General features: G+C 72.2%; 21 protein-coding genes. 6 read left to right on the top strand and 15 right to left on the bottom strand.

Annotated features, from left to right (window positions below; translation table 11 throughout):
- Positions 1-29 precede the first annotated feature (29 nt).
- The 4 genes from DB033_RS21065 to DB033_RS05410 all read left to right on the top strand — a co-directional run bounded on the left by DB033_RS21065 (position 30) and on the right by DB033_RS05410 (position 3,679).
- The gene (locus DB033_RS21065) at positions 30-1,961 is read left to right on the top strand and encodes a nuclear transport factor 2 family protein (RefSeq protein WP_205843660.1); all 1,932 of its coding nucleotides are present in this window, start codon (positions 30-32) and stop codon (positions 1,959-1,961) included.
- A gap of 196 nt (positions 1,962-2,157) precedes the next feature.
- Entirely contained in the window at positions 2,158-2,805 is a 648-nt protein-coding gene (locus DB033_RS05400) for a class I SAM-dependent methyltransferase (protein WP_170315477.1), read from the top strand.
- A gap of 188 nt (positions 2,806-2,993) precedes the next feature.
- Positions 2,994-3,473, top strand: coding sequence for a DUF2975 domain-containing protein (locus DB033_RS05405; protein WP_111765781.1), 480 nt, complete (start codon positions 2,994-2,996; stop codon positions 3,471-3,473).
- Complete coding sequence (locus DB033_RS05410; protein ID WP_111765782.1) at positions 3,473-3,679, top strand: helix-turn-helix domain-containing protein; 207 nt, start codon at positions 3,473-3,475, stop codon at positions 3,677-3,679. Before DB033_RS05405 ends, DB033_RS05410 begins: the two co-directional genes overlap by 1 nt.
- Positions 3,680-3,729: 50 nt before the next feature.
- Here the strand turns inward: DB033_RS05410 and DB033_RS05415 are convergent, their stop codons facing one another.
- Together DB033_RS05415 and lepB are read right to left on the bottom strand one after the other, a co-directional pair.
- Positions 3,730-4,176 carry a hypothetical protein gene (locus tag DB033_RS05415; RefSeq protein WP_111765783.1) on the bottom strand — a complete coding sequence of 149 codons (447 nt, stop codon included), beginning with the start codon at positions 4,174-4,176 and terminating at the stop codon, positions 3,730-3,732.
- Positions 4,177-4,253: 77 nt separating this feature from the next.
- Positions 4,254-5,081 carry a signal peptidase I gene (gene lepB / locus DB033_RS05420; protein WP_111765784.1) on the bottom strand — a complete coding sequence of 276 codons (828 nt, stop codon included), beginning with the start codon at positions 5,079-5,081 and terminating at the stop codon, positions 4,254-4,256.
- Between the two features lie 221 nt (positions 5,082-5,302).
- On the opposite strand from lepB, the gene DB033_RS05425 reads away from it, so the two are divergent.
- Positions 5,303-6,331: an Atu2307/SP_0267 family LLM class monooxygenase gene (locus tag DB033_RS05425; protein ID WP_111765785.1), complete on the top strand. Its 1,029-nt coding sequence runs from the start codon at positions 5,303-5,305 to the stop codon at positions 6,329-6,331.
- Between the two features lie 93 nt (positions 6,332-6,424).
- Positions 6,425-7,441: an alcohol dehydrogenase gene (locus tag DB033_RS05430; RefSeq protein WP_111765786.1), complete on the top strand. Its 1,017-nt coding sequence runs from the start codon at positions 6,425-6,427 to the stop codon at positions 7,439-7,441.
- A gap of 253 nt (positions 7,442-7,694) precedes the next feature.
- Here the strand turns inward: DB033_RS05430 and DB033_RS05435 are convergent, their stop codons facing one another.
- From DB033_RS05435 to DB033_RS05495, 13 genes are all read right to left on the bottom strand, one after another.
- On the bottom strand, positions 7,695-8,510 hold the full coding sequence (locus tag DB033_RS05435; RefSeq protein WP_111767267.1) for an HAD-IIA family hydrolase: 816 nt from the start codon (positions 8,508-8,510) through the stop codon (positions 7,695-7,697).
- Between the two features lie 20 nt (positions 8,511-8,530).
- Complete coding sequence (locus tag DB033_RS05440) at positions 8,531-10,042, bottom strand: xylulokinase (protein ID WP_240615751.1); 1,512 nt, start codon at positions 10,040-10,042, stop codon at positions 8,531-8,533.
- Positions 10,029-11,588: an iron-containing alcohol dehydrogenase gene (locus DB033_RS05445; protein WP_111765788.1), complete on the bottom strand. Its 1,560-nt coding sequence runs from the start codon at positions 11,586-11,588 to the stop codon at positions 10,029-10,031. Before DB033_RS05445 ends, DB033_RS05440 begins: the two co-directional genes overlap by 14 nt.
- 125 nt (positions 11,589-11,713) lie before the next feature.
- Positions 11,714-12,520 carry a lipoate--protein ligase family protein gene (locus tag DB033_RS05450; protein ID WP_111765789.1) on the bottom strand — a complete coding sequence of 269 codons (807 nt, stop codon included), beginning with the start codon at positions 12,518-12,520 and terminating at the stop codon, positions 11,714-11,716.
- Positions 12,517-13,209, bottom strand: coding sequence for a 2-oxo acid dehydrogenase subunit E2 (locus tag DB033_RS05455; protein WP_111765790.1), 693 nt, complete (start codon positions 13,207-13,209; stop codon positions 12,517-12,519). The genes DB033_RS05450 and DB033_RS05455 overlap by 4 nt, the downstream gene beginning before the upstream one ends.
- Entirely contained in the window at positions 13,206-14,075 is an 870-nt protein-coding gene (locus tag DB033_RS05460; RefSeq protein WP_111765791.1) for a class II fructose-bisphosphate aldolase, read from the bottom strand. The genes DB033_RS05455 and DB033_RS05460 overlap by 4 nt, the downstream gene beginning before the upstream one ends.
- A 118-nt stretch (positions 14,076-14,193) precedes the next feature.
- Positions 14,194-15,693 (bottom strand): FGGY family carbohydrate kinase, encoded by a 1,500-nt coding sequence (locus DB033_RS05465; protein ID WP_111765792.1) that lies wholly within the window; start codon positions 15,691-15,693, stop codon positions 14,194-14,196.
- Positions 15,690-17,360 (bottom strand): glycerol-3-phosphate dehydrogenase/oxidase, encoded by a 1,671-nt coding sequence (locus tag DB033_RS05470; protein ID WP_111765793.1) that lies wholly within the window; start codon positions 17,358-17,360, stop codon positions 15,690-15,692. The genes DB033_RS05465 and DB033_RS05470 overlap by 4 nt, the downstream gene beginning before the upstream one ends.
- A 96-nt stretch (positions 17,361-17,456) precedes the next feature.
- The gene (locus DB033_RS05475) at positions 17,457-17,702 is read right to left on the bottom strand and encodes a lipoyl domain-containing protein (protein ID WP_111765794.1); all 246 of its coding nucleotides are present in this window, start codon (positions 17,700-17,702) and stop codon (positions 17,457-17,459) included.
- A gap of 51 nt (positions 17,703-17,753) precedes the next feature.
- Positions 17,754-18,830, bottom strand: coding sequence for an alpha-ketoacid dehydrogenase subunit beta (locus DB033_RS05480; RefSeq protein WP_111765795.1), 1,077 nt, complete (start codon positions 18,828-18,830; stop codon positions 17,754-17,756).
- A complete protein-coding gene (locus tag DB033_RS05485; RefSeq protein WP_111767268.1) occupies positions 18,827-19,813 on the bottom strand; it encodes a thiamine pyrophosphate-dependent dehydrogenase E1 component subunit alpha in 987 nt (328 codons plus the stop codon). Before DB033_RS05485 ends, DB033_RS05480 begins: the two co-directional genes overlap by 4 nt.
- Positions 19,814-19,996: 183 nt before the next feature.
- The gene (locus DB033_RS05490) at positions 19,997-21,010 is read right to left on the bottom strand and encodes an ABC transporter permease (protein ID WP_205843661.1); all 1,014 of its coding nucleotides are present in this window, start codon (positions 21,008-21,010) and stop codon (positions 19,997-19,999) included.
- Positions 21,011-21,048: 38 nt separating this feature from the next.
- A complete protein-coding gene (locus DB033_RS05495; RefSeq protein ID WP_111765796.1) occupies positions 21,049-22,605 on the bottom strand; it encodes a sugar ABC transporter ATP-binding protein in 1,557 nt (518 codons plus the stop codon).
- Positions 22,606-22,607: the final 2 nt, after the last annotated feature.

Consider the following 22,607-nt stretch of genomic DNA (forward strand, 5'->3'; position numbering starts at 1 on the left):
GGCACCGTCCCGACGACGGAGGAGCGGCCGTGGCGGCCTCACCCGAGGAGATCGCGGCCGCGTTCTCCAGCCACCGGTTCACCGACGCCTTCCCCTATCTGGCCGACGCGGTGCGCTGGGTACTCGTCGGTGGCCCCGTGCTCGAGGGCCGGTCCGCGGTGATGCAGGCGTGTGCGTCGACCACGGCGGAGCTCGCGACGGTCACCACCGAGGTCGGCCGGTTCCTCCTCATCGCCGGCGACCGCGGCGTGGCCGTCGACGTGCTCGCGGACTTCACCGCCCCTGACGGCTCGACGAGCCGGGTGTCCTCCTGTGATCTGTACGTCTTCGACCACGGGTTGATCAGCGAGATCATGTCCTACACCGTCGAGTTACCGTCTGACGACCGGACGCGCGGAACTCCGGGTCGGCCGTCCCGCCGCCGGACCGTCGTCGAGTCAGCCGTCGACGAGCAGCCCCCGGACCGGTCCGAGCAGCCGCTCGGCGCGGCGGGACACCGCCGGCAGCCGGGAGATCCGGGGCGGTCGTCGCCGGCGGGGGCCGCGTCGGAGTCCGTGTCGGCGTGGGCCTTCCACAGGGTGTCGATGACGGCGCGGGGATCCCCGTCGACCTCCGCGACCGGCAGTCCCAGGTGTTCGGCCCACAGCTGCACGCGGGTGTGCCGGGTCAGGTCCGCCGTCCGGCGGGTCGAAGGCGGCACCGTGGCCCAGCGCGGTGAGCCGCCGCCGGTGGTGCCGGCGGACCGCCCGCTCGAGACCGTCGCCCACGACCTCGTCGATCCGGTCGAGGCCGGGCAGCGAGATCACGCCCGCACCGCCCCGGTGCGGGTCGCATCCCCGTGGGTACCATCTGCGGGACGCGGACCACTGCTCACGGAGGCATCGTGCCGTACCGCCGTCACCGGTGCACACCCTGCCTCGCACCGGCCCGTCGGCGGGTGGTCCCACCCGCCGGATGCCGTCCGAGAGGACTTCACCGTGCACGTCGTCACCCTCCCCGCCAACTGTCCGCCGGACCGGTTCTACCGGGGCGGGCGACGGATCACCGACTTCCGCGGCGTCGCACCGGGAGGTGATCACGAACCGGAGGACTGGGTGGCGTCCACCACGGCCGTGTTCGGCCTGACCCGACCGGGTCGCACGACGCTGCCCGACGGCGTGGACCTCGACCGGGCGGTCCACGCGGACCCGGTCGGTTGGCTCGGCGACGCGCACGTGCACCGGTTCGGCGCCGACACCCGGCTGCTGGTCAAGCTCCTCGACGCCGGTCAGCGGCTGCCCGTGCACGCGCACCCCGACGGCGCGTTCGCCGGTGCGCACCTGGGGCGCCCGCACGGCAAGGCCGAGGCCTGGTTCATCCTCACCCCCGGTGTCGTGCACCTGGGGCTGACCGCCGCGGTGCCGCCCGACCAGCTCCGTCGGCTCGTCGACACCCAGGACATCGAGACGATGCTCGGTCTGCTCCACCGGGTGCCGGTGACGCCGGGCGACGTCGTGTACGTGCCCCCCGGGGTGCTGCACGCCATCGGGGAAGGGGTGTTCATCGTCGAGGTCCAGGAACCGGAGGATCTGTCGATCCTGTTGGACTGGCGGGACTTCGACCTCGACGGGACCCGGGACGGACACCTGGGTCTGGGCTTCGACCTGGCACTGCAGGCCGTCGAGCACCGTGCCCGCAGCACCGCCGAGCTGGCCGAGCTGGTGCGGCCGGCCGGCTTCGGCCCGTCCGTGCTGCCCGCGGCGTCCCGGCCGTACTTCCGTCTCGAGCGGGCCGCCGTCGACGGGCGGTTCGCCACCGACCCCGGGTTCGCGGTGCTGGTGACCCTCGCGGGATCGGTCGGGCTGACGGGGGGGCCGGAGCTGCCCGCCGGCACCACGGCGGTCGCCCCGCACGCCGCCGGCCCGCTCGTCCTCACGGGCGAGGGCGAGGTCCTGATCTGCCGGCCACCGGACGCCGGCTGACGCACGCCCCGGCCCGTCCGCCCCGGCCCGTCCGCCCCGGCCCGTCCGTCCGCCACGGCCCGTCCGTCCGCCGCGGCCCGTCCGTCCGTTGCCGGCGGTCCGTCAGCGGGCGTGATCCGGTCCGTCCACGCCGCGAACCGGCCCCGACCTCGCGGCGGGCCACCCGCGCGCCGGTCGGTCGGGCACCCTGGACAGCGTGACCACTCCCGCGCACGACCCGTTCCCCGCCGGCTTCTTCGACCGCGCCGACCCGTCACCGGACGCGGTGTTCTACGCCCCCACCCGGCTCGTCACGCACATCGACGACGGGGCAATCGCCGCCGTCGCCGAGCTCTACGCGGAGCTGGGACTGGACGGCAGCGCCGGGCCGCGGCGACTGCTCGACCTGATGTCGTCCTGGGTCTCCCACCTGCGGTCAGCTCCCGGTGAGCTCGTCGTGCTGGGGATGAACGCGGCCGAGCTCGACGCCAACCCGATGGCCACCGAGCGCATCGTCCAGGACCTCAACGACGACCCGCTGCTGCCGCTGCCGGACGCCTCGGTGGACGGCGTCCTGTGTTGCGTGTCCGTGGACTACCTGGTCCGGCCGGTCGAGGTCCTGGCCGAAGCGGCGCGGGTGTTGCGGCCCGGGGCGCCGGTCGTGCTCACCTTCTCCAACCGGTGCTTCCCGTCGAAGGCGATCCGGGGCTGGTTGGAGACCGACGACGCCACGCACTGCGCCATCGTGGCGACCTATCTACGACTGGCCGGGGGGTTCACCGAGCCCGAGGCGTCGTTGCGGACCCCGGGTGGCCGTCACCGGGGCGACCCGCTGTACGCCGTGGTGGCCCGCCGCCTCGGCTGAACACGCTGCGGCCGGACACCGCCGCGGCCGGACACCGCCGCGGCCGGACACCGCCGCGGCTGGGCACTTGACCCACCGATCACGACGGTGTCCTGCCGCGTGCCGATGCATCGTCGCCGGCGGATCGTGACCCGCACCGGGACGGTGTATCGATTGACTTTCGATAGATGTCGAGCGAGACTCGATACATGTTCACGACGCGACGGGCCGTCGCCCTGCTCAAGGTGTTCCTCGCGGTGCTGTTCGCCGTCCTCGTGCTGTTCCAGGTCATGTCGCTCCCCGGTCAGTTCCGCTCGATGGCCGAGCAGTCGCCCGAGGACGCGTGGCTGCGCTGGCCGCTGACCGCGATCACCGTGTTCTGGGTGCTCTGCATCCAGGTGGTGGTGGTGTGCGTCTGGAAGCTGCTGACCCGGGTGCGTGACGACCGGATCTTCACCGAGGAGTCGCTGGTCTGGGTCGACGTGATCGTCTGGGCGATCGGAGCGGGCTGGATCGTGCTGGTGGGCGTCCTCGGGCTCGTCGGGTTCAACGCCGACGACCCCGGACTCCCGCTGCTGCTCTTCCTGCTCACCGTGGGAGTGACGGTGGTGGGTCTGCTGATGCTGGTGATGCGTGCGCTGCTGCGGCAGGCCACCGCCCTGCGGACCGACATGGAAGCGGTCATCTGATGCCGATCGTGGTGCGGATCGACCTGGAGTTGGCCAAGCGCAAGATGAGCGTGGGGGAGTTCGCGGAGCGGGTCGGGTTGACGCCGGCCAACGTGGCCGTGTTGAAGAACGGGCGGGCCAAGGCGGTGCGGTTCAGCACCTTGGAGGCCATGTGCCGGGTCCTGGACTGCCAACCGGGCGATCTGCTCGAGTGGGTCGACGACTGACCCGGCGCGCGGGGGCGGGCGGCGCCGGTCCGGCCCGGGATGGTGGCGGGTCAGCCGCCGGAGCCGGGCGCCGCGTCGCTGCCGCCGGCGTCACTGTCGCTGCCGCCGGCCTCACCGGTGCCGTCGCCGGCCTCGGTGGCGTCCAGCACGCTGACCGGGATGCCGTACGGCAGGAAGCGCACCTTGCGGTTGCTGTCGGTGTTGTGCTTGTTCGCGCGGAGGGCGTCCAGCTCGGTGGCGAAGACCTGCTCGACCCGGGCATCGCCGTCGGCGTTCACCGTGTAGACCGCCCAGACACCGTCGCCGGTCTCGCCGGCGGTCTCCGGCCGTGCCGTGGGGCGGCCGGTGCGGGCGGCGCCCTCGCCACCCCAGCCCGCACGGTCGCCGCCGAACACGGAGCCGAACTGGCCGAAGACGCCGCGCAGCTGCTCGCCGGCGCCACGGAGCATCCGGTCCAGGTCCTCCGGGTCGATGCCGAATCCTTCGTTGTTGGCCATGGGTCCTCCAGCGGGGCTCGTCGGCCGCGCGGTGCGGCTGTCTCCAGTGTGCGCCCGGCGGCCCCGCACCGGCGGGGTTAACCGCCGCTCCCCAGGTCGGGGGAGCCGATGACACCCCAGCGCGACACCGGCGCCACGACGAGAACGGCGTGACCGATCACGTCGTCGACCGGGACCGGTCCCCGGCACCCGGTCACCGGCTGGTCACCGCGGCAGCCCAGCGCGGAGTCGCCGGACGCACCGCGGTGGTCACCCATCAGCCACAGGGCGTCCGCGGGCACGGTCACCGGCCCGAAACACCGCTGCGACCTCGGTGCCGTGGTGCAGTCGTCCGTGCCGGTCACGAAGGCCCAGTCCTCGTACAGGTACGGCTCGTCGAGCGACCGCCCGTCCACCGTCACCCGCCCGCGGGCGTCGCAACAGGCGACGGTCGGGCCGGCCGTGGCGATCACCCGCTTGACGAAGTCCTTCTCGTCCGGCGGCGCGACGCCGACCACCGAGCCGAGAGACCGGGCCACCGTCGCGAACCAGGTGGACGGACCCGGGGCCGCCGCCACCTCCGGCGCCCAGCTCGGCGGCCCGCGGAAGACGACGACCTCACCGGGCTTTGGATCGGAGAACTCGTACACGATCCTGTTCACCAGCACGCGGTCGCCGCCGGACGTGGCGCCGTGCAACGTCTGCTCCATCGAGCGCGACGGGATGTAGTAGACCTCGACCACGAAGGTCTGGATCACGAACGTCGCCAGGAAGGCGAGCACCAACAGGATGGGCAGCTCCACCCGGAACGGGCGGCGTCGCCCCGACCGGGGCCGCTCCGCCGGCGGGTCGGCGGCCCGCTCCGGTCCTGCGGTCCCGCCCTGCCCCGCCGGCGTCGCGTCCCCGTGTTCCCCCGTGTCGCTCACGGAGCCAGTGTGCGGCTCGGCCGGGTGCGGGACCGCGCCGCGTCCACCGTGTCGGCTGCGAGCCCGGATCCCGTCATCCGTACCCGTCTCGGCCGCCCGACTGCCAGGATGTATGTGCGCGCATGGATTCGGGCGGCGTCCGGTATCGAATGCACCGGTCGTTCGGTTGAGCGCTACCAGACGGGCCGGACGGCGGTCGCGTCCCACGACAGGAGGACATCATGTACGTCGGCGTCGACAGCTTCGTCTCGACCGTGACCGACCCGGCCACCGGCAGGGTCGTCGGACCGGAGGAGCGCATCGAACACCTGCTCGAGGAGATCGCACTGGCCGACACGTCCGGCCTGTACTCGTTCGGCATCGGCGAGCACCACCGCGAGGAGTACTACGACTCCGCCCCGCCGGTGATCCTGGGCGCGGCGGCGGCCCGGACGTCGCGCATCCGCCTCGGCAGCGCCGTCACGGTCCTCAGTGCCGCCGACCCGGTGCGGGTCTTCCAGCAGTTCGCCACCCTCGACCTCATCGCCAAGGGCCGCATCGACCTCGTCGTCGGACGCGGCTCGTTCACCGAGGCGTTCCCGCTCTTCGGTCTCGAGCTGCGCGACTACGACACGCTGTTCGCCGAGAAGCTCGACCTGCTGCTGAAGATCCGCGACGAGACCCACGTGACCTGGTCCGGCCGGCACCGGCCGGCACTGACCGGGCAGGGGGTCTACCCGCGCCCCGCACAGGATCCGCTGCCCATCTGGGTCGGCGTCGGCGGCACGCCCGAGTCCTTCGTCCGGGCCGGCCTGCTCGGGCTGCCGCTGATGGTGGCGATCATCGGGGGTGAGCCCCGGCAGTTCGCCCCCCTGGTCGACCTGTACCGGCGGGCCGGCGCCGAGGCCGGTCACGCCCCGGAGCGGTTGCAGGTCGGGCTGCACGTGTTCGGCTACGTCGGGGAGAGCGTCCGCGAGGCGTCGGACACCATCTACCCGGGCTGGCACGAGATGTTCACGAAGGTGTCGCGGGAGCGCGGGTTCCGCGCCCCCACGCGGGCCCAGTTCGACGCGACCAGCGGCCCGGACGGGGCCTTCTTCATGGGGGACCCGGACACCGTCGCGACCAAGCTGCGCCGGGTGGCCGACCAGCTCGGTGGTGTCGACCGGGTCTCCATCCAGATGACCAACCCGCGGCTGGCCCACGCCGACCTGTTGCGCGGCATCGAGTTGCTCGGTACCGAGGTCGCCCCGCAGGTCGCGGGCGTCTGAGCCGGCCGGCCGCCGGGTGCGCGCCGCGCGTGTCCGCCCAGGGCGTACCGACCGGCCTGGGACCGCGTCGTCCCGACGTGATTGGCTGACGCCATGACGACGACACGCGTGGTGCAGGTGGCGGGCCCCGGTGGGGCCCTCGAGGTGGTGGAGCGCGAGCTCCGGGGGCCCGGTCCGGGGGAGGTCCGGGTCCGGGTGGAGGCGTGCGGGGTGTGCCATTCCGACGCGTTCACGATCGAGGGGGGCATGCCGGGTATCGAGTACCCGCGGGTGCCCGGCCACGAGATCGCCGGCCGGATCGACGCGGTCGGCGACGGGGTGGTCCCGTGGGAGGTCGGGCAGCGGGTCGGCGTGGGCTGGTTCGGCGGCAACTGCGGACACTGCGATCCGTGCCGCCGGGGTGACCTGATCAGCTGCGTGAACGGCCAGGTCCCCGGGATCGCCTACGACGGCGGCTACGCCGACCACGTCGTGGTACCGCAGGGTGCACTCGCCGCCGTCCCGGACGACCTTGACGCCGTCGACGCCGCGCCGCTGCTGTGCGCCGGGGTGACCACGTTCAACGCCTTGCGCGAGAGTGGCGCCCGCGCGGGCGATCTCGTGGCCATCCTGGGGGTGGGCGGACTCGGCCACCTGGGCGTCCAGTTCGCCCGCCGGATGGGCTTCGAGACCGTCGCCATCGCCCGCGGGACGGACAAGCGCGAGCAGGCGCTGCAGCTGGGAGCCCACCACTACATCGATTCGACCACGACGGATGTGGCGGCGGCCCTCCAGGAACTCGGCGGCGCGGTCACCGTCCTGGCCACCGTGACCGCGCCCGACGCGATGAGTGCCGCCGTCGGCGGCCTGCGCCCGCGGGGCCGGATGGTCGTCGTCGGTGCGTCGGCGGACCCGATGCAGATCCCGCCGTTCGCGCTCATCCCCGGCAGCACCGGCGTCCTCGGACACGCCTCCGGCACGTCCAAGGACTCCGAGGACACGCTCCGCTTCAGTGCGCTGAGCGACGTCCGTCCCTTGATCGAGACGTACCCGTTGGCCGAGGCCGCCGCCGGCTACGCCCGGATGATGAGCGGCGACGCCCGTTTCCGGGTGGTGCTGACCACCGGCTGACGGCCCACGGGCGGCTACTCGTCGCCCATCACCGGGCCTTCGACGACGTGTTTCTGCTCCGGTCGGGGCAGTTCCGGGACCACCTCGCAGTGCAGGTGGTCCCGGACGGCCGGCGGCAGCGAGCGGTGGAACAGCCCGGTGCGGCCAGCACGTCGTGACCGGCCGGCAGATCGACGGCACCGGAGTGGACGGGTGCCTCCGCTCCGGCGGACGGGTGTCGGTGCCCGCCTACGTCCCCGGCGGCGGCGTCCCGTCAGCTCCCGGCGGGCAGCAGGTGGTCGATACGCTCGATCACCCAGGTGGGCCGGACGGCGGAGGCGGCCAGCATGGGCAGTGTGGTCTCGCCGGTCAGGACCAGTGCGGAGTCCATCCCGGCGGCGATCCCCATCGCGATGTCGGTGCTCAGCCGGTCACCCACCATCACGCACTGGTCGGCGCGCAGCCCGATCCGGCGCATCGCCGTCTCCACCATCAACCGGTCGGGCTTGCCCGCGTTGACCTGGCAGCGCACCCCGGTGCAGGCCTCGATGGCCGCGACGATGGCCCCCGCGTCGGGCTCTCCGGCGCCGTTCGGGAACGGGCAGTAGACGTCCGGATTGGTGGTCACCAGGATCGCCCGCTTGTGCACGGCCAGCGCGTCGAAGGCGATCTGCAGCTTCCGGTAGTCGAAACGCCGGTCGTAACTGGCGACGATGACGTCGATCTCGGCAGCGTCCTCGGACAACGTGAGCCCGGCGTCACGGAGCGCCCGCTGCAGCGGTTCCTCCCCGATGACGAAGATCCTGCGGTCCGCCGCGTGCTCGGTGAGCCAGGCCGTCATCGTCACGACGGTGTTGAGGATCTCCTCCGGCCGGGCGGGGATGCCCAGCCCGGCGAGCTTGTCGAGGTACATCTGCGGGTCGCGGGTCGGGTTGTTGCTCAGGTAGACGATCCGTGCGTTCCGCCGGCGCAGCTCCTCGATCAGCTCGCGGGCGCCCGGCAGCAGTTCCTTGCCGAGGTACACGGTGCCGTCGAGGTCGAAGATGTACCCGTCGTAGGTGCGGTCGGGTGCGGCGAGCAGCGTCCGCAGACCGACGGGGGTGTCGATGCTCACCGGGCCTCCGCCATCGCGCCGAACAGTTCCCGCAGGGCGGGGTAGATGGTCGTGTAGACCGCGTACAGCCGGTCGTAGGCGGCGACGTCGGTGTCCCCGGGCTCGAAGACCCGTGCGGTCCCGGTCATCTCGTGCGCGGCCTGCTCGATCGACGGGTGGATTCCGACCGCCGCCGCGGCGAGCACGCCGGAGCCCAGGCAGGTGCTCTCCGGCTCCTTCACGACCTCGACCCGGCGTTGCATCACGTCGGCCAGGATCTGGCACCAGATGCGGCTCCGGGAACCGCCGCCGAGCGCCACGATCCGCGAGACTTGTTCACCCAGCGCATCTTCGGCGCCGGTGGTCAGGAACCGCTGCTCGAACGCCAGGCTCTCCAGGATCGCGCGGTAGACGTGGCTCTTGCCGTGCACCCCGGTCAGCCCGATCAGGGCGCCGCGGGCGTGGTGGTCCCAGTAGGGGGTCAGCGCGCCCGTCCAGTACGGCAGTGCGACCAGACCCTCACTGCCGGGCGGCAGCATCTCCGCCGCGGCCTCCAGGACCTGTTCCGGCGACAGGTCCAGGCCGAGCATCTGGGTGTTCACCCCGGCGAACTTCTCGACGAACCAGCGGATGTTGTAGGTCCCGCCGCCGATGAAGGTCTCCAGTGTGTAGCCACCGGGGAGACCCGCGGCCAGCGTCCGGAAGCGCACGTCGCTGGCGTAGGTGCGGCTGAAGGTGCCCGACACGATGCCGGTGCCCAGGTTGAGGTAGGCGGTCCCGGGCGCGGTGATGCCGCAGCCGAGCTGGGCCGACTGGCCGTCGCCGACCCCGGCGACCACGGGCAGTCCGGGCGGCAACCCGGTCTCGCGGGCGGCCGCCTCGGTCACGGCCCCGACGACGTCGCCGGGGGCGGCCAGGTCGGCGAACTGGTCCCGGTGCAGACCGGCGGCGGTGAGCAGGTCCTCGGCGTAGTCGAAGGTGCGCAGGTCGACCACGCCGAGCGGGTCGGCGCTGGCCCAGCTGGTCCGGAACTCCCCGGTCAGCCGGTTCACCAGGAAGCCCCCGACGTCGACCACACTGGCGGTGTGGGACAGGGTCTCGGGCTCGTGGGCGGCCAGCCAGAGCAGCTTGTACCAGGCCGGCGTGGGGTTCGGCGGCTTGCCGGTGACCGTGTGCACCTCCGGGGTGCCGTACTTCTGCACCTCTTCGGTGGCGCGGGTGTCGGCCCAGATCATCGCCGGCCGCAACGGCTGGCCGGTGCGGTCCAGGCAGGCGAAGGTCTCGCGTTGATGGGTGATGCAGATGGCGGCGATCCGCTCCCGGTCGACGGTCTGCACGGCCCGCCGGATGGCGATCCGGGTGGCCGTCCACCAGTCCTCGGGGTTCTGTTCGGCCCAGGTCGGCCGCGGGTGGGCCAGCTCGAAGCCTGATCGCGCCTCGGACAGGGCCACTCCGTGGGCGTTCCAGACCACGGCCTTGGCGGCGGTGGTGGAGCAGTCCACCCCGATCACCAGGTCACCGCGCGGCACCGGACACCTCCCGGTCCGACGCCTGCGCCGCGGCCACCGTGCGGTCGGCGGCCGCGAGCACCGCGGCCACATCGGCGGGCTCCCACCAGCCGAGGGCGATCAACAGGTCGACGACGGTGAACCGGTTGCGCATGTACGCGCAGTTGGTCACCGCCCAGGTCGCGTGGTCGGCGTCGACCACCGACCGGACGTCGGTGAGCCGCGCGGTGGCGCCGGCCGCGGTGAGGGCCGTGGCCAGTGCGTCCGGCGTCCAGATCAGCGGCCGCAACCGGGCGGCGGCGGCCGGCCAGTCGGTGATCAGTGCGGCCAGGTTGTCCCGCAGGCCGTCCAGCGCCGCGGCCTTGCGACCGTAGTCCGACCAGCACTCGGCGCCGATCGCCCCGGTCGGGTCCACGTCTGCGAACGCGGCGAGGACGGTGTCGCGGGAAGCGCTGAGCGGCGCCGACCGCAGCCGCTCGGCCAGGCCTTCGAGGGCAGCGCGGTCGGCGGTCTGCAACCGGTCGAACAGCAGCTGCCACGCCGAGGCCCCGACGACGCCGGCGGCACCCACCTGCTCGCCGTGCAGCCCGATGGGCCGGTGCGCGGCGCCGTTGGACATGTCGAGCATGTGACTGACCAGGTGCTCCACCCCGGACAGGCACGCGGTGCCGCCGGAGATGCCGGTGGCGATCCCGCGGACGGCCAGCGCACGGGCGAGACGGCCCGTGGCGTCCGGGCTCTCACCGAGTTCACCGGACCAGACAGCGACGTCGCGGCCGGCTTCGGCGAGCACCTCGATGGGCGCCGGGTGGAACGAGGTGTCGGTGCCGACGAGGGACGCCAGCAGCCAGTCGGCGGGCGCGGTGAACATGGAGGTGAGCTCACCGAAGCCGGCGACGTTCATCGCCCGCGGCGCGCCGTGCACGGTGTCGACGTCGGCCAGCACGATGTCGGGCCAGCGGGACGGAGTGGTGCGCTTGACCCCGTTGCGCAGCAACACGGAGACGTCGTCGGTGAACCCGTCGACCGAGGCCGCGGTCTGCACGACGACCAGCGGCACTCCCACCGCGGCCGAGGCGACCTTGCCGATGTCGGTGATCGTGCCACCGCCGATGGACACCACCGCGTCCACGCCCTGCGCCCGCTCCCGGGCCTGGTCGAGCACCGGTTCCGAGGCGTGCAGTTCCGGATGCCCGTCGTCCAGCACGATCTCGCGGACGTCGAAGCGCTCCGCGAGGGTGCGGCGGATGACCGGCTTGATCGGCACCGCGTGCCGCCGGATCGGGGTGCGGTCCATCAGCAGGCCGACGACCGGACGCGACTCACCCGATCCCGTTGCGGCGTCCTCGCCGAGCATCTCGGTGACGGCGTCGGTGACCGCGGACCAGTCGAACGAGCCGATGCGCACCGAACGCATCCCGCAGCGGGGGAGCGCGCCCTCGGGGTCGGCGACGGCGACGACGCGCTGGGCGGCCACCACCGGGTCGTCGGCCGGCAACCCGCGGGTACCGGCCGCGAGGTCGGCGGCCGCCTGCCGGCGACGGGCGAGAGGGTTCTGGACGGTCACGACGGGACTCCTCGTTGAGCGGTGGAGCGACGTTGAGCGGTGAAGCGACGTCGAGCGGTGGAGCGGTGGAACGGTGCAGCGGTGTGGAACGGAGCGGGATCGAGTGGTCGAGCGGCGATTCTGGTTCAGGGGACGAGCGGTGGTACGGCCCGGCTGACCGCGAGCACGTCGGCCGGCAGTGCAGCGGGCTGTGTGGCGACCGAATGCGACAAGGTCGCCACCAGCTCGTCCACCAGGGTGGAGACCGGGCCGGTGAAGCCGAAGTCGGTCGCGGCGGCCACGGTCGCGGTGTCGACGGCGACACCGAGCTCGCGGTAGACGACCTCGATGACCTCCCGCAGCGGCGCGGCGTCGGCGACCACGATGCTGCCACCGAGCAGCAGCGCGCCTCGCACCCGGCGGCCGGCGGTGCCGGCGATCTTGCCGCGGCCACCCCCGTTGACGCTGAACCGCCCGGGGCAGTACTCGTCCGGCACCGGGCCGAGCCGGGCGTCCACCCCGAGACCGACGAGGACCGCGGTCAGCACCTCGCCGAGCGCGGCCAACCGGCCGACCGGGTCGGTCCCGTGGTCGGGCAGCACGAGGTCGAAGCACACGGTGGACCGGTGGTAGGCCGCGGCCCGGCCGCCGGGGGCGCGGACGGCGGGTTCGAAGCCCAGTCCGGTCGCCGCGGTCGCCGCCGCGGCGAAGCCCGGTTCGCGGGTGTCCCGGCGGCTGAAGCCCACGGTGGGCAGCGGTCGGTACAGCCGCAGCCACGCCTCCCCGGGGCGGTCGGCGACCCGGCGCAGCAACGCGGGCCCGACGGCCAGGTCGGCGGCCGCGGAGGGCAGGTCGGCGTCCCGGACGACGCGCAGCACGCGCGCGTCGCCGATCAGCACGGCGAGCTGCGCGGGCAGCGACGCCGTGGACCCGACCTCCGCGGTGACGGTCATCCCGCGATCCCGGTCCCGTCCTCCAGGACCCGCCGGATGGCGGACAGCAGCCCGGCCCCGGCGGCCCCGTCGACCGCGCGGTGGTCGCAGGTCAAGGTGAACGCGGCGAGCGGCCGGACGACGACCTCGCCGTCACGCACGACCGGGGTCTGCACGGTGCTGCCGACCGCGAGGATCGCGATCTGCGGCGGGTTCAGGATGGCGTCGAAGCGGTCGATGCCCAGCATGCCCAGGTTGGAGACGGTGAACGTGCCGCCGGTGACGTCGGCCATCGACAACTTGCCGGTCCGGGCCCGGGACACCACGTCCTTGCGCTTGGCGGCGATGGCGGCCAGGTCCTCTCCCTGCAGATCGGGGAGTACCGGGACGGTCAGCCCCTTCTCGGTGGCCACCGCCAGGCCGATGTTCACGCGGTCGAAGGTGGTGATCACGTTGTCGGCGAAGTGTGCGTTCAGCGCCGGGGTCTCGACCAGCGCGGTGGCGCACGCCTGCAGGATCGCGTCGGTCACGGTGCCGCCGACGGACTTCAGGTCCGCACCCAGCACCCGGCTCATGTCGACGTCCACCCCGAGGTGGAACACCGGCGCGGCCCACGCCTCGACCATCCGGCGGGCGGCGACCTTGCGCATCCCGGCCAGCGGCTTGGAAACTCCTTCGAGGGCGGCGTCCGGCGAGGTGGTGGCGGTCATCGGGCGGCCGCCCCGGCGAGGGTGCGGGCGGTCCCCGCGCTGCCCATCGCCTGGAACTTGGCGACGGTGGCGTCGATCATCCGGCGCCGGCCCGCGTCGAGCACCTCCTCGAGCTGACGGTCGCCCTTGGCCCACTCCTCCTCCAGGCCCGCGCGGAAGGCGTGCCGCAGGTCGGTGTCACCGTTCATCTTGTGCACACCGTGCGCGATGGCCTCCTTGACCTCGTCGTCGGGAACCCCCGAGATGCCGTGCAGCACCAGGGGAACCGGGACGACCTCACGGATCCGGGTGATCAGGTCCACGGCCAGCGGCTCCTGCTCCAGGCCCGGGATGACACCGTGCACCACGCCGGCCGAGATGGCCAGCAGGTCGACGCCGGTCTCGGCGACGAAGCGCTCGGCCTCGTGCACGTCGGTGTAGTAGGACGCCCACTCGACCGGTGCGCCGACGTCGGGGATCTTGCCCAGCTCGGCCTCGACCGGGATGCCGTAGTCGTGGCAGAGCTCGACGACCCGGCGGGTGATCCTGATGTTGTCCTCGAACGGCAGGTGTGCGGCGTCGAACATGATCGAGTCGAAGCCCAGCCGGACGGCCTCCAGCACCTCGTCCCAGGTGCCGTGGTCGAGGTGGATGGCGTACAGCGCGCCGGTGTCCTCGGCGTTGCGCACGGTCAGCTCGTAGGCCTTCTTCACGCCCATGTGCGGGATGATCGCCCGGCCGACCTGCATGAAGATGGGGGCGTCGGCCTGCTCGGCGGCCTGTAGCAGCGCCTGGGTCGTCTCGTCGTTGTGCATGTTGAAACCGCCGATGGCGTAGCCGCCGGTGCGGGCGGCTTCGACCCAGCGGAGCGGGTGGGGATCTCGCATGACGCGGTACCTCTTCTCGACAGGTGGTGCGGGACGGGTGGTTCCGGTGGCCGGGGCGGCCGGCCGCAGGCGTGGGGTCGGGCCGGCGGGGTGGCCGGCGGGCGACGGAGTGCAGACCTCAGGTGGTGGGGGCGTGCAGGCTGGGGAGTGTGCGGACGACGGCGTCGCGCCAGCCGGCCCGGCGCTCCTCGCGGGTGCCGACGTCGATCTGCGGGACGAACTCGTGCTCGCAGATCCAGGTCTGTTCGAGCTGGCCGATGTCGTCCCACATCCCGACGCCGAGGCCGGCGACGAAGGCGGCGCCGAGCGCGGTGCGTTCCAGCGACGTCGGGCGCTGGATGACCTTGCCGGACAGGTCCGCGGTCAGCTGGCACAGCAGGTCGCTGCGGGCGGATCCACCGTCGACCTTGACGGTGTCCACCGGCACCCCGCCGGCCTCCAGGGCGTCGATGATGTCGGCCGTCTGGAAGGCCATGCTGTCCATCCCCGCCCGCACCACGTGCGCCGACGTCGACTCCAGGGTGAGCCCGACGATGGACGCCTTGGCCGCGCGGTCCCAGTGGGGGGCGCACATACCGCCGAAGGCCGGCACCACGTAGACCCCGGCGGAGTCGGGGACGAGGCGGGCCAGGTACTCGATCTCGTCGTTGGACTCGAACAGCCGGAGGTTGTCCTTCATCCAGGACAGCGTCTGGCCGGAGTGGAACACCACCCCCTCCAGCTCGTAGTCCGTGACCCCGCCGATGGTCCAGCCGACGCTGGAGGTGAGACCGTCGACCAGCACGGCTTTCTCACCGGCGTTCACGGTCAGCACACCGGCGGTGCCGAAGGTGTTCTTCACCGAACCGGGGGTGAAACACGCCTGGCCGAACAGCCCGGCCTGCTGGTCGGCCAGGACGGCGCGCACCGGGACCTCGGCCCCCAGCACGTCGGCGGAACTGAACCCGAAGTCGCTGTCCGACGCGACGGCCTCGGGGAAGATCTCCATCGGGATGTCGAGGGTCGCGCACAGCTCGTCGTCCCAGCGCAGCGACTCGAGGTTGAACAGCGCCGTCCGTGAGGCGCAGCTGTGGTCGGTCAGGTGCGACCGGCCGCCGGTGAGGTTCCACAGCAGCCAGGTGTCCGGGGTGCCGAAGGCGATCTCGCCGGCCTCGGCGCGGCGGCGCAGACCGGGGACGTTCTCCAGCATCCACACGACCTTGGCCGCGGAGAAGAACGAGTCGTTGCGCAACCCGGTGCGTTCCCGGAACAGCTCGTCCAGGCCGTCGGCGGACCACCGCTGGACGATCTCGTCGGTCTGCTTGGAGATCCACACCAGCGCGTTGTGCACCGGCGCCCCGGTCGCCCGGTCCCACAGCATCGCGGTCTCGCGGTGGGTGGTGACGGCCACGGCCGAGAGGTCGGCGCCGGTCACCCCTTGCGAAGTCATCGCCCGCCGGATCGTGGACAGCTGGTCGGCCCACAGCCGGACCGGGTCGAGTTCGACCCAGCCCGGCCGTGGGTTCTCCCAGACGACGTTGGCCCGCGACTCGCCGTGCATCGCGCCGGTGCCGTCGACGAGAATCGACCGGCAGCTGCTGGACCCCTCGTCGAGAGCCAGCACCAGCGGGCCGGTCATGACGTCGTGCCCACGACGACTCCCGCACCGAAGCTCTCCGAACGGGGACCGTCGGGGTCGGGGACCTTGAGCTTGTCCAACCACTCGCGGTACTCCGCGATCTGGGCGCGGACCTGCTCGTCGTCCCAGTCGAGGTGGTCGGCCAGGGTCTTGGCGATGTCGTCGAGCTGTTCCAGCGCGTGGCCGGGCTCGAAGGCCAGCAGCACCCGCCGGGCCAGCACGTCGGTCAGCGACCGGGCGAGGTCCTCCTCGACGGCGAAGACCAGCTCGGCGGCGAGCACCCCACTGGGGTGCACCACCCGGTTGAGCTCCGGACGGTGCTCCACCAGCTGCCACAGCGCGAAGGTGCGGCTGCCGTAGAGATCGACCAGCCGGGTGGCCTGGTCGGCCGGCAGGCCGGTGCGGCCGGCCACGGACGCCTTGAGGGTGTCCAGGTCGACGAACTGCGCTCCGGGGTAGCGGCGCTTCTTGGTGGGCACCGGCGGGGCCTTGCGGCCCAGACGGGCGAAGGCGTCGTCCACGGTGTCCTGCGCGAGCTGCCGGTAGGTGGTCAACTTGCCGCCGACGATGGTGACCAGGCCGGGGAGGCCGTTCCCGGCGTGGTCGTGCAGCACGTGGCTGCGCGGTACCGACGACTCCGCCTTGTCCGGCACGTACGGCAGCGGGCGGACCCCGCTGAAGGTGTACAGCACGTCGTCCAGCGTGAGACCGGCCTCCGGGATCAGCGCGTTCACCTCGCCGAGAAGGTAGTCGACCTCACCGATGTCGCACCGCGCGTCGTCCGGATCGCCGTCGAAGCGGATGTCGGTGGTGCCGATCATGTAGCGGCCGCGCCACGGGATGATCAGCACCAGCCGGCCGTCCTGGCGGGACTCGTAGTACACGACGTCGGTCGGCGCGCCGGGGAACGGGTCCACGATGAGGTGGCTTCCCTTGGTGCCGCCGTTGAGCCGCGGCTGCCGGGGCAGCGACGGGTCGGCGATCAGGCGGTCGATGGCGGCGCCGGCCACGTTGTAGGTGACGAAGCCGCGGATCTCGAACCGCTCACCGGTCAGCGTGTCCACGGCCTTGACGCCGACGACCCGGCCGCGCTCGACCAGCGGCGCCTCCACCCGGGTCTTGGTCGCGATGACCGCGCCGGCCGCGGCGGCGTCCACCGCGAGCTCCACGCAGAGCCGCTCGGCGTTCTCCACCTGACCGTCGTAGAAGACGACCGAGCCCGACAGCCCGTCGGTCCCGACCCCGGTGAACCGCTGCAGGGTGCGCTTCTTCGACAACCTGCGGTGGTACGGCGGGGTCTTGACCAGCGACAGCGCGTCGTAGGCGATCATCCCCAGCTCGACCATCCAGCCGGGCCGGCGGTTGTGCTTGTAGACCGGGACCATCAACGGCTTGGGCTTGACCAGGTGCGGTGCGAGCTTGAACAGCCGCTCCCGCTCGTTGAGTGATTCGAAGACCAGAGGAACGTCGTACTGCTCGAGGTAGCGCAAGCCGCCGTGGACCAGCCGCCCCGACCAGGCCGAGACGCCGCTGCACAGGTCGTCCTGCTCGACGAGCACCACCCGCAGACCGCGCAGTGCGGCGTCCTGGGCGATGCCGACCCCGTTGATCCCGGCGCCGACGACGATGACGTCGAAGGGCTCACCGGTGAGCTCGGGCCTGACCATGGGAAGTTCCTTTCCTGGGGGTCGCGCCGCCACGTCGGCGGAGCGGGGGGGACCCGGCCGGCCCGCGGGCGTCGCGGGCCGGCCGGGTCGGCTCGATCAGTCGGCGGTCTCGATGACCGCGACCGGGGTGCGGACCTCCACGGTCTCGCCTTCGGGGACGAGGATCTCGACGATGGTGCCGGCGGCGGGGGACTCCAGGGTCTCCTCGACCTTCTCGGCCTCGACCTCGGCCAGCGCCTCGTCCTCGGTGACCTCGTCGCCGACGCCGCGCAGCCACGCGGTGATGACGCCTTCGCTCATGCCCATGCCCCACTGCGGGAGCAGCACCTCAACGCGTGCCATGACAGTTCCTCTTCTCGTGTTGGTGTGGTCGGTCGAATCGTGCGGGTGGCGTCAGCGCGCCGCGCCGGTGCTGAGCGCCTCGGCGTCCGCCCCGGGGGTGGACACGGAGCCGTTGCCACCGGCCGGGCGGGCGCCCACGGAGGCGCGCACGGCGTCGGCGATGGACTTGCGGTTCGGGTACAGCTGCTTCTCCAGTGCCGGGCTGAACGGGATCTGGATGTCCGGGGTGGTGACCCGGCGCACCGGGGCCTTCAGCGCGTCGAAGACGTGCTCGGACACCAGCGCGGAGATCTCCGCGGCGGCACCGCAGGTGCGGTGGGCCGGGTCGGCCACCACGACGCGGCCGGTCTTGGCCGCGGCGTTCAGGATGCCCTCGACGTCCAGCGGCACCAGCGTGCGGGGGTCGAACACCTCCACCGAGATGCCCTCCTCGGCCAGCGCGTCGGCGGCGGCGACGGCCTCCGGGACCGCGCCGGAGACGGCGACGATGGTGGCGTCGGTGCCGGTGCGCAGCGTGCGGCCGACCCCGAACGGGATGCGGTACTCGTTCTCGTCCACCTCCTCCTTGCTGCCCCAGAGGACGCAGGCCTCGAAGATCAGGACGGGGTCGTCGGAGTCCACCGCGGTGCGCAGCAGGCCCTTGGCGTCGCTCGGGTAGGCCGGCGTGACGATCTTGAGTCCCGGCACGTTCATGAACATCGGGTACGGACGGTCGGAGTGGTGGGCGCCGGTGTTCAGGCCGTAGAACATGGCCGACCGGAACACCACCGGGACGCTGGCCTGGCCGCCGAACATGTACCGGTTCTTCGCCGCCTGGTTCACGAACTGGTCCATCGCCATGTACAGGAAGCTCGAGTAGGACAGGTCGACGATCGGGCGCAGCCCGGTCATCGCGGCGCCGATGGCGGCGCCGACGATGACCTCCTCGGAGATCGGGGTGTTACGGATCCGGTTGCGGCCGAACTGCTGCAGGAAGTCGCCCTCCGAGGCACGGGACTTCCCGGAGCCGCCGGTGGTGCCGTAGACGTTGGCCTCCACGTCCTCACCGATGATGACCACGCGCTCGTCGGCGAGCATGGCCTCTTTCTGGGCGGCGCCGATCGCGCCGAGGTAACTCATGACGGTCATCGCACGTTCTCCAGGGTGCCGAAGGAGCTGCTGTGGTAGGTGTGCACGGCGAACTTCGAGTCCGTGTACAGGTCGTCGAAAGCGACGGAGGGGTCGGGGAAGGGGCTCGCATCGGTGAAGGCGACGGCCTCGTCGACCTCCCGCAGCACGTCGGCCTCGAGCGCGTCCATCTCCTCGGCGGTGGCCACCCCGCGGCGGATGAGCTCCTCGCGGAACAGCACGATCGGGTCCTTGGAGACCCACTCCGCCTTCTCGTCCTGGTTGCGGTAGTCCACGCCGAGCCGGAGGCCCTCCGAGTGCTCGTTGAAGCGGTAGGTGACGATCTCGACCAGGGACGGGCCCTCGCCGGCCCGGGCGCGACGGACCGCCTCGGCGACCGCCTCGTAGACGGCCAGCACGTCCTGGCCGTTCTCCACCCGGACACCCGGCATCCCGAAGCCGGCGCCACGGTCGGCGATGACACCCGACGTGACGGTGTGGGCCGGGGTGGACAGCGCGTACTGGTTGTTCTCGCAGAGGAAGATCACCGGCAGCTTCCAGACGCCGGACATGTTCATGCCCTCGTACAGGTTGCCCTGGTTGGCGGCGCCGTCACCGAAGAACGCCAGCGCGACGCGTCCGTTGTCCAGCACCTTCGACGACAGGCCGGCGCCGACGGCGATCGGGATGGACCCGCCGACGATGCCGGACTCGCCCAGGCTGCCGACGGCGAAGTCGGCCAGGTGCAGCGAGCCGCCCTTGCCCTTGCAGACGCCGTCGGACTTGCCGACCAGTTCGGCCATCAGCGGGCCGAGCGGTGCGCCCTTGCCGATGGGGTGGCCGTGGCTGCGGTGGTTGCCGGTCATGTAGTCGGAGTCGCCGAGCGCCATGCAGGCGCCGACGACCTGGGCCTCCTGGCCGATGCTGGTGTGCACCGTGCCGGGGATCGCCCCGCGCTTGACCATCTTGGAGGCACGCTCGTCGAAGCGGCGGATGCGCAGCATCCGTCGTTGCATCTCGACCAGCGTCTGGTCGGACAGTTCCGTTGTCACCGTTGGTGCCTTTCTGTGGGACGTCGTGGGCCGTCGCCCGGCGCTCGGTGCGCGTCCGGGGGGTCGGCGCGGTCGGGGTTCGGCCGGGCCGGGACCGGGCGTCACCGCGCCGGTCGGGAGTGCGGGTGGGGCCGGTCAGGCCGCTCGGAGTCGGTTGCCCTTCCGGTCGGTGAGGACGGCGGCCAGGATGACCGCGCCGATGACCACCGACTGCAGGTTCGGGTTGACGTGCAGCAGGGACAGACCGTTGTTCAGGACGCCGATGATGAGCAGGCCGATGAAGGTGCCACCCATGGAACCGACGCCGCCGGAGAGGCTGGCCCCACCGATGACGACGACGGCGATGACGTTGAGCAGGTAGTTGGCGCCGGCGGTGGGCTGTGCGGAGTCCAGCAGGGAGATGTTGAGCCAGCCGGCCACCGCTGCCAGCCCGCCGGCGATCATGTAGACGCGGGTCTTGGCCCAGCGAACCGGCAGCCCGGAGAGCCGGGCGGCCTCCTCGTTGCCGCCGATGGCGTACAGGGCCCGGCCACCGGGCCGGTAGCGCAGCCACATCCCGATCACCAGGTAGACCACGACGAGCAGCAGGCCCTGCACCGGGATGGAACCGAACACGTCCGACGTCAGCGTGCCGAACCAGCTCGGGAACCCGTTGATCGTGTTGCCCTTGGTGATGAACAGCGCCATGCCCGCGCAGGCGGACATGGTCGCCAGCGTCGCGGCGAACGCCTGCACCTTGCCGTAGGCGGTGAGCACGCCGTTGAGCAGTCCGACCGCGGTACCCAGGGCCAGGCCGAGGACCATCGCCACCGGCCAGGGGAGCCCGACGTTCTGGTAGAGCCAGGCACTGAACATCATGGTCAGTGCCAGGTTCGCCGCCACGGAGAGGTCGATGCCGCCGATCAGGATGACCAGCGTGGCGCCGGCGGCCATGATCCCGATGTCGGAGACCTGCGAGATGATGTTGCTCAGGTTGCGGGTGGTGAGGAAGAACGGCGACAGGAACGACATCGCCACGATCATCACCACGAGGCCGACCACCGGTCCGCCGAGCCCACGGGCGCGGGTCAGCACCATGGTGCCGAGGCCGGGTCGGGCGGCGGCGGCCGGATCGGTGTCCGGGGCCTGGGGGTCCGAGAGGGTCTTCACGGTCGATCGAGCTCCTTTGCCCGTCGTGTCGGGGCGGGTCACTGCTGACCCATCGGTACGGCCAGCTGCATGACCGCTTCGGCGGTGGCCTGTTCGCGGGTGAGGATGCCGCGCTGGCGGCCGCCGGACATCACCAGGACCCGGTGCGAGAGCCCCAGGACCTCCTCCAGCTCGGAGGACACCACCACGACGGCAACGCCCCGGGCGGCACAGTCGCGCACGATGCGGTAGATGGCCATCTTGGCGCCGACGTCGACACCCCGGGTTGGCTCGTCCAGGATCAGCACCTTGGGCTCGTGGACCAGCCACTTGGCGAGCAGCACCTTCTGCTGGTTGCCGCCGGACAGGCGCACGACCGGCAGGTCCATGGAACCGCGGATGTCGAAGTCCTCCCGGCTCTTGGCCGCGGCGCGGTTGAGCAACCGCTGGGTGATCGCCCGGCCGCGGCCCATCTCGCGTTCCCAGGGCTGCAGGATGTTCGCCGCACTGGACAGACCCAGGTTCAGGCCCTGTCCCTTGCGGTCCTCGGGCACCATCACGATGCCCTCGGCGATGGCCGCGGACGGCGAGTGCAGCGCCAGCGGCCTGCCCTCGAGCCTCACCTCGCCCTCGTCGAAGCGGTCGGCACCGGCGATGGTGCGCACCATCTCGGTGCGGCCGGCACCGACGAGCCCCGCCACGCCCAGGATCTCGCCGCGGGAGACGGTGAAGTCCACGCCGGAGAAGGCGCCCCGCCGGCCCAGACCGCGGACCTCCAGGACGACGTCCTCGCGGTGCGGCTCGGGGGCGTGGTGCTCGAAGGCGAAGTCCCGCCCGACCATGGCCGAGACCATCTCCGGGGCGGGCACGTCACCGGTCTCCCAGTGGCGCACCAGCGCGCCGTCGCGCAGGCAGATGATCTGCGAGCAGACGTCGCGCACCTCCTCGAGGCGGTGGGAGATGTAGACGACGCCCACGCCGGTGGCGGCCATCCGCCGGATCTGGTCCAGCACGAGGTCGGTCTCGTGTCCGGTGAGGGACGCGGACGGCTCGTCGAAGATGACGTAACGCGGCTTGCGCGAGATGGCCTTGGCGATCTCGATGCTCTGCTGCGCGGCCATCGACAGACCGGTCACCGGCCGGCGCGGGTCGAGGTCGATGCCGAGCACGTCCAGCACCTCCCGCGACCGGCGGACCATCGCGGCGGTGTCCACCCGGCCTCCGCGGAGCGGCAGGCGGCCGAGGAAGATGTTCTCCGCCACCGACAGCGACGGGACCATCCGGATCTCCTGGTGGATCAGCGCCACCCCCCGGTCCAGCGCCTCCGACGGTGATGTCGGTGCGTAGGACTCGCCGTCCAGGGTCATGCTGCCGGCGGTGGGCGGCACGATCCCGGCGATCATGGAGCTGAGAGTGGACTTCCCGGCGCCGTTCTCACCGATGAGGCCGACGACGGCGCCGGCCGGGACGGTGAAGTCGACGCCCTTGACGACCTCGACGCCGGCGTAGGACTTGCGTAGCCCCGATCCGCTCAGCGCCCGGCCGGGGGCCGTGTGGATCGCGTCCGGGCGGGCGGCCGGGTCGGTGCGGGTCGTCGCAGGTGCGGCGTCGGACATGC

The organism is Nakamurella deserti, assembly GCF_003260015.1.
GTDB lineage: Bacteria > Actinomycetota > Actinomycetes > Mycobacteriales > Nakamurellaceae > Nakamurella > Nakamurella deserti.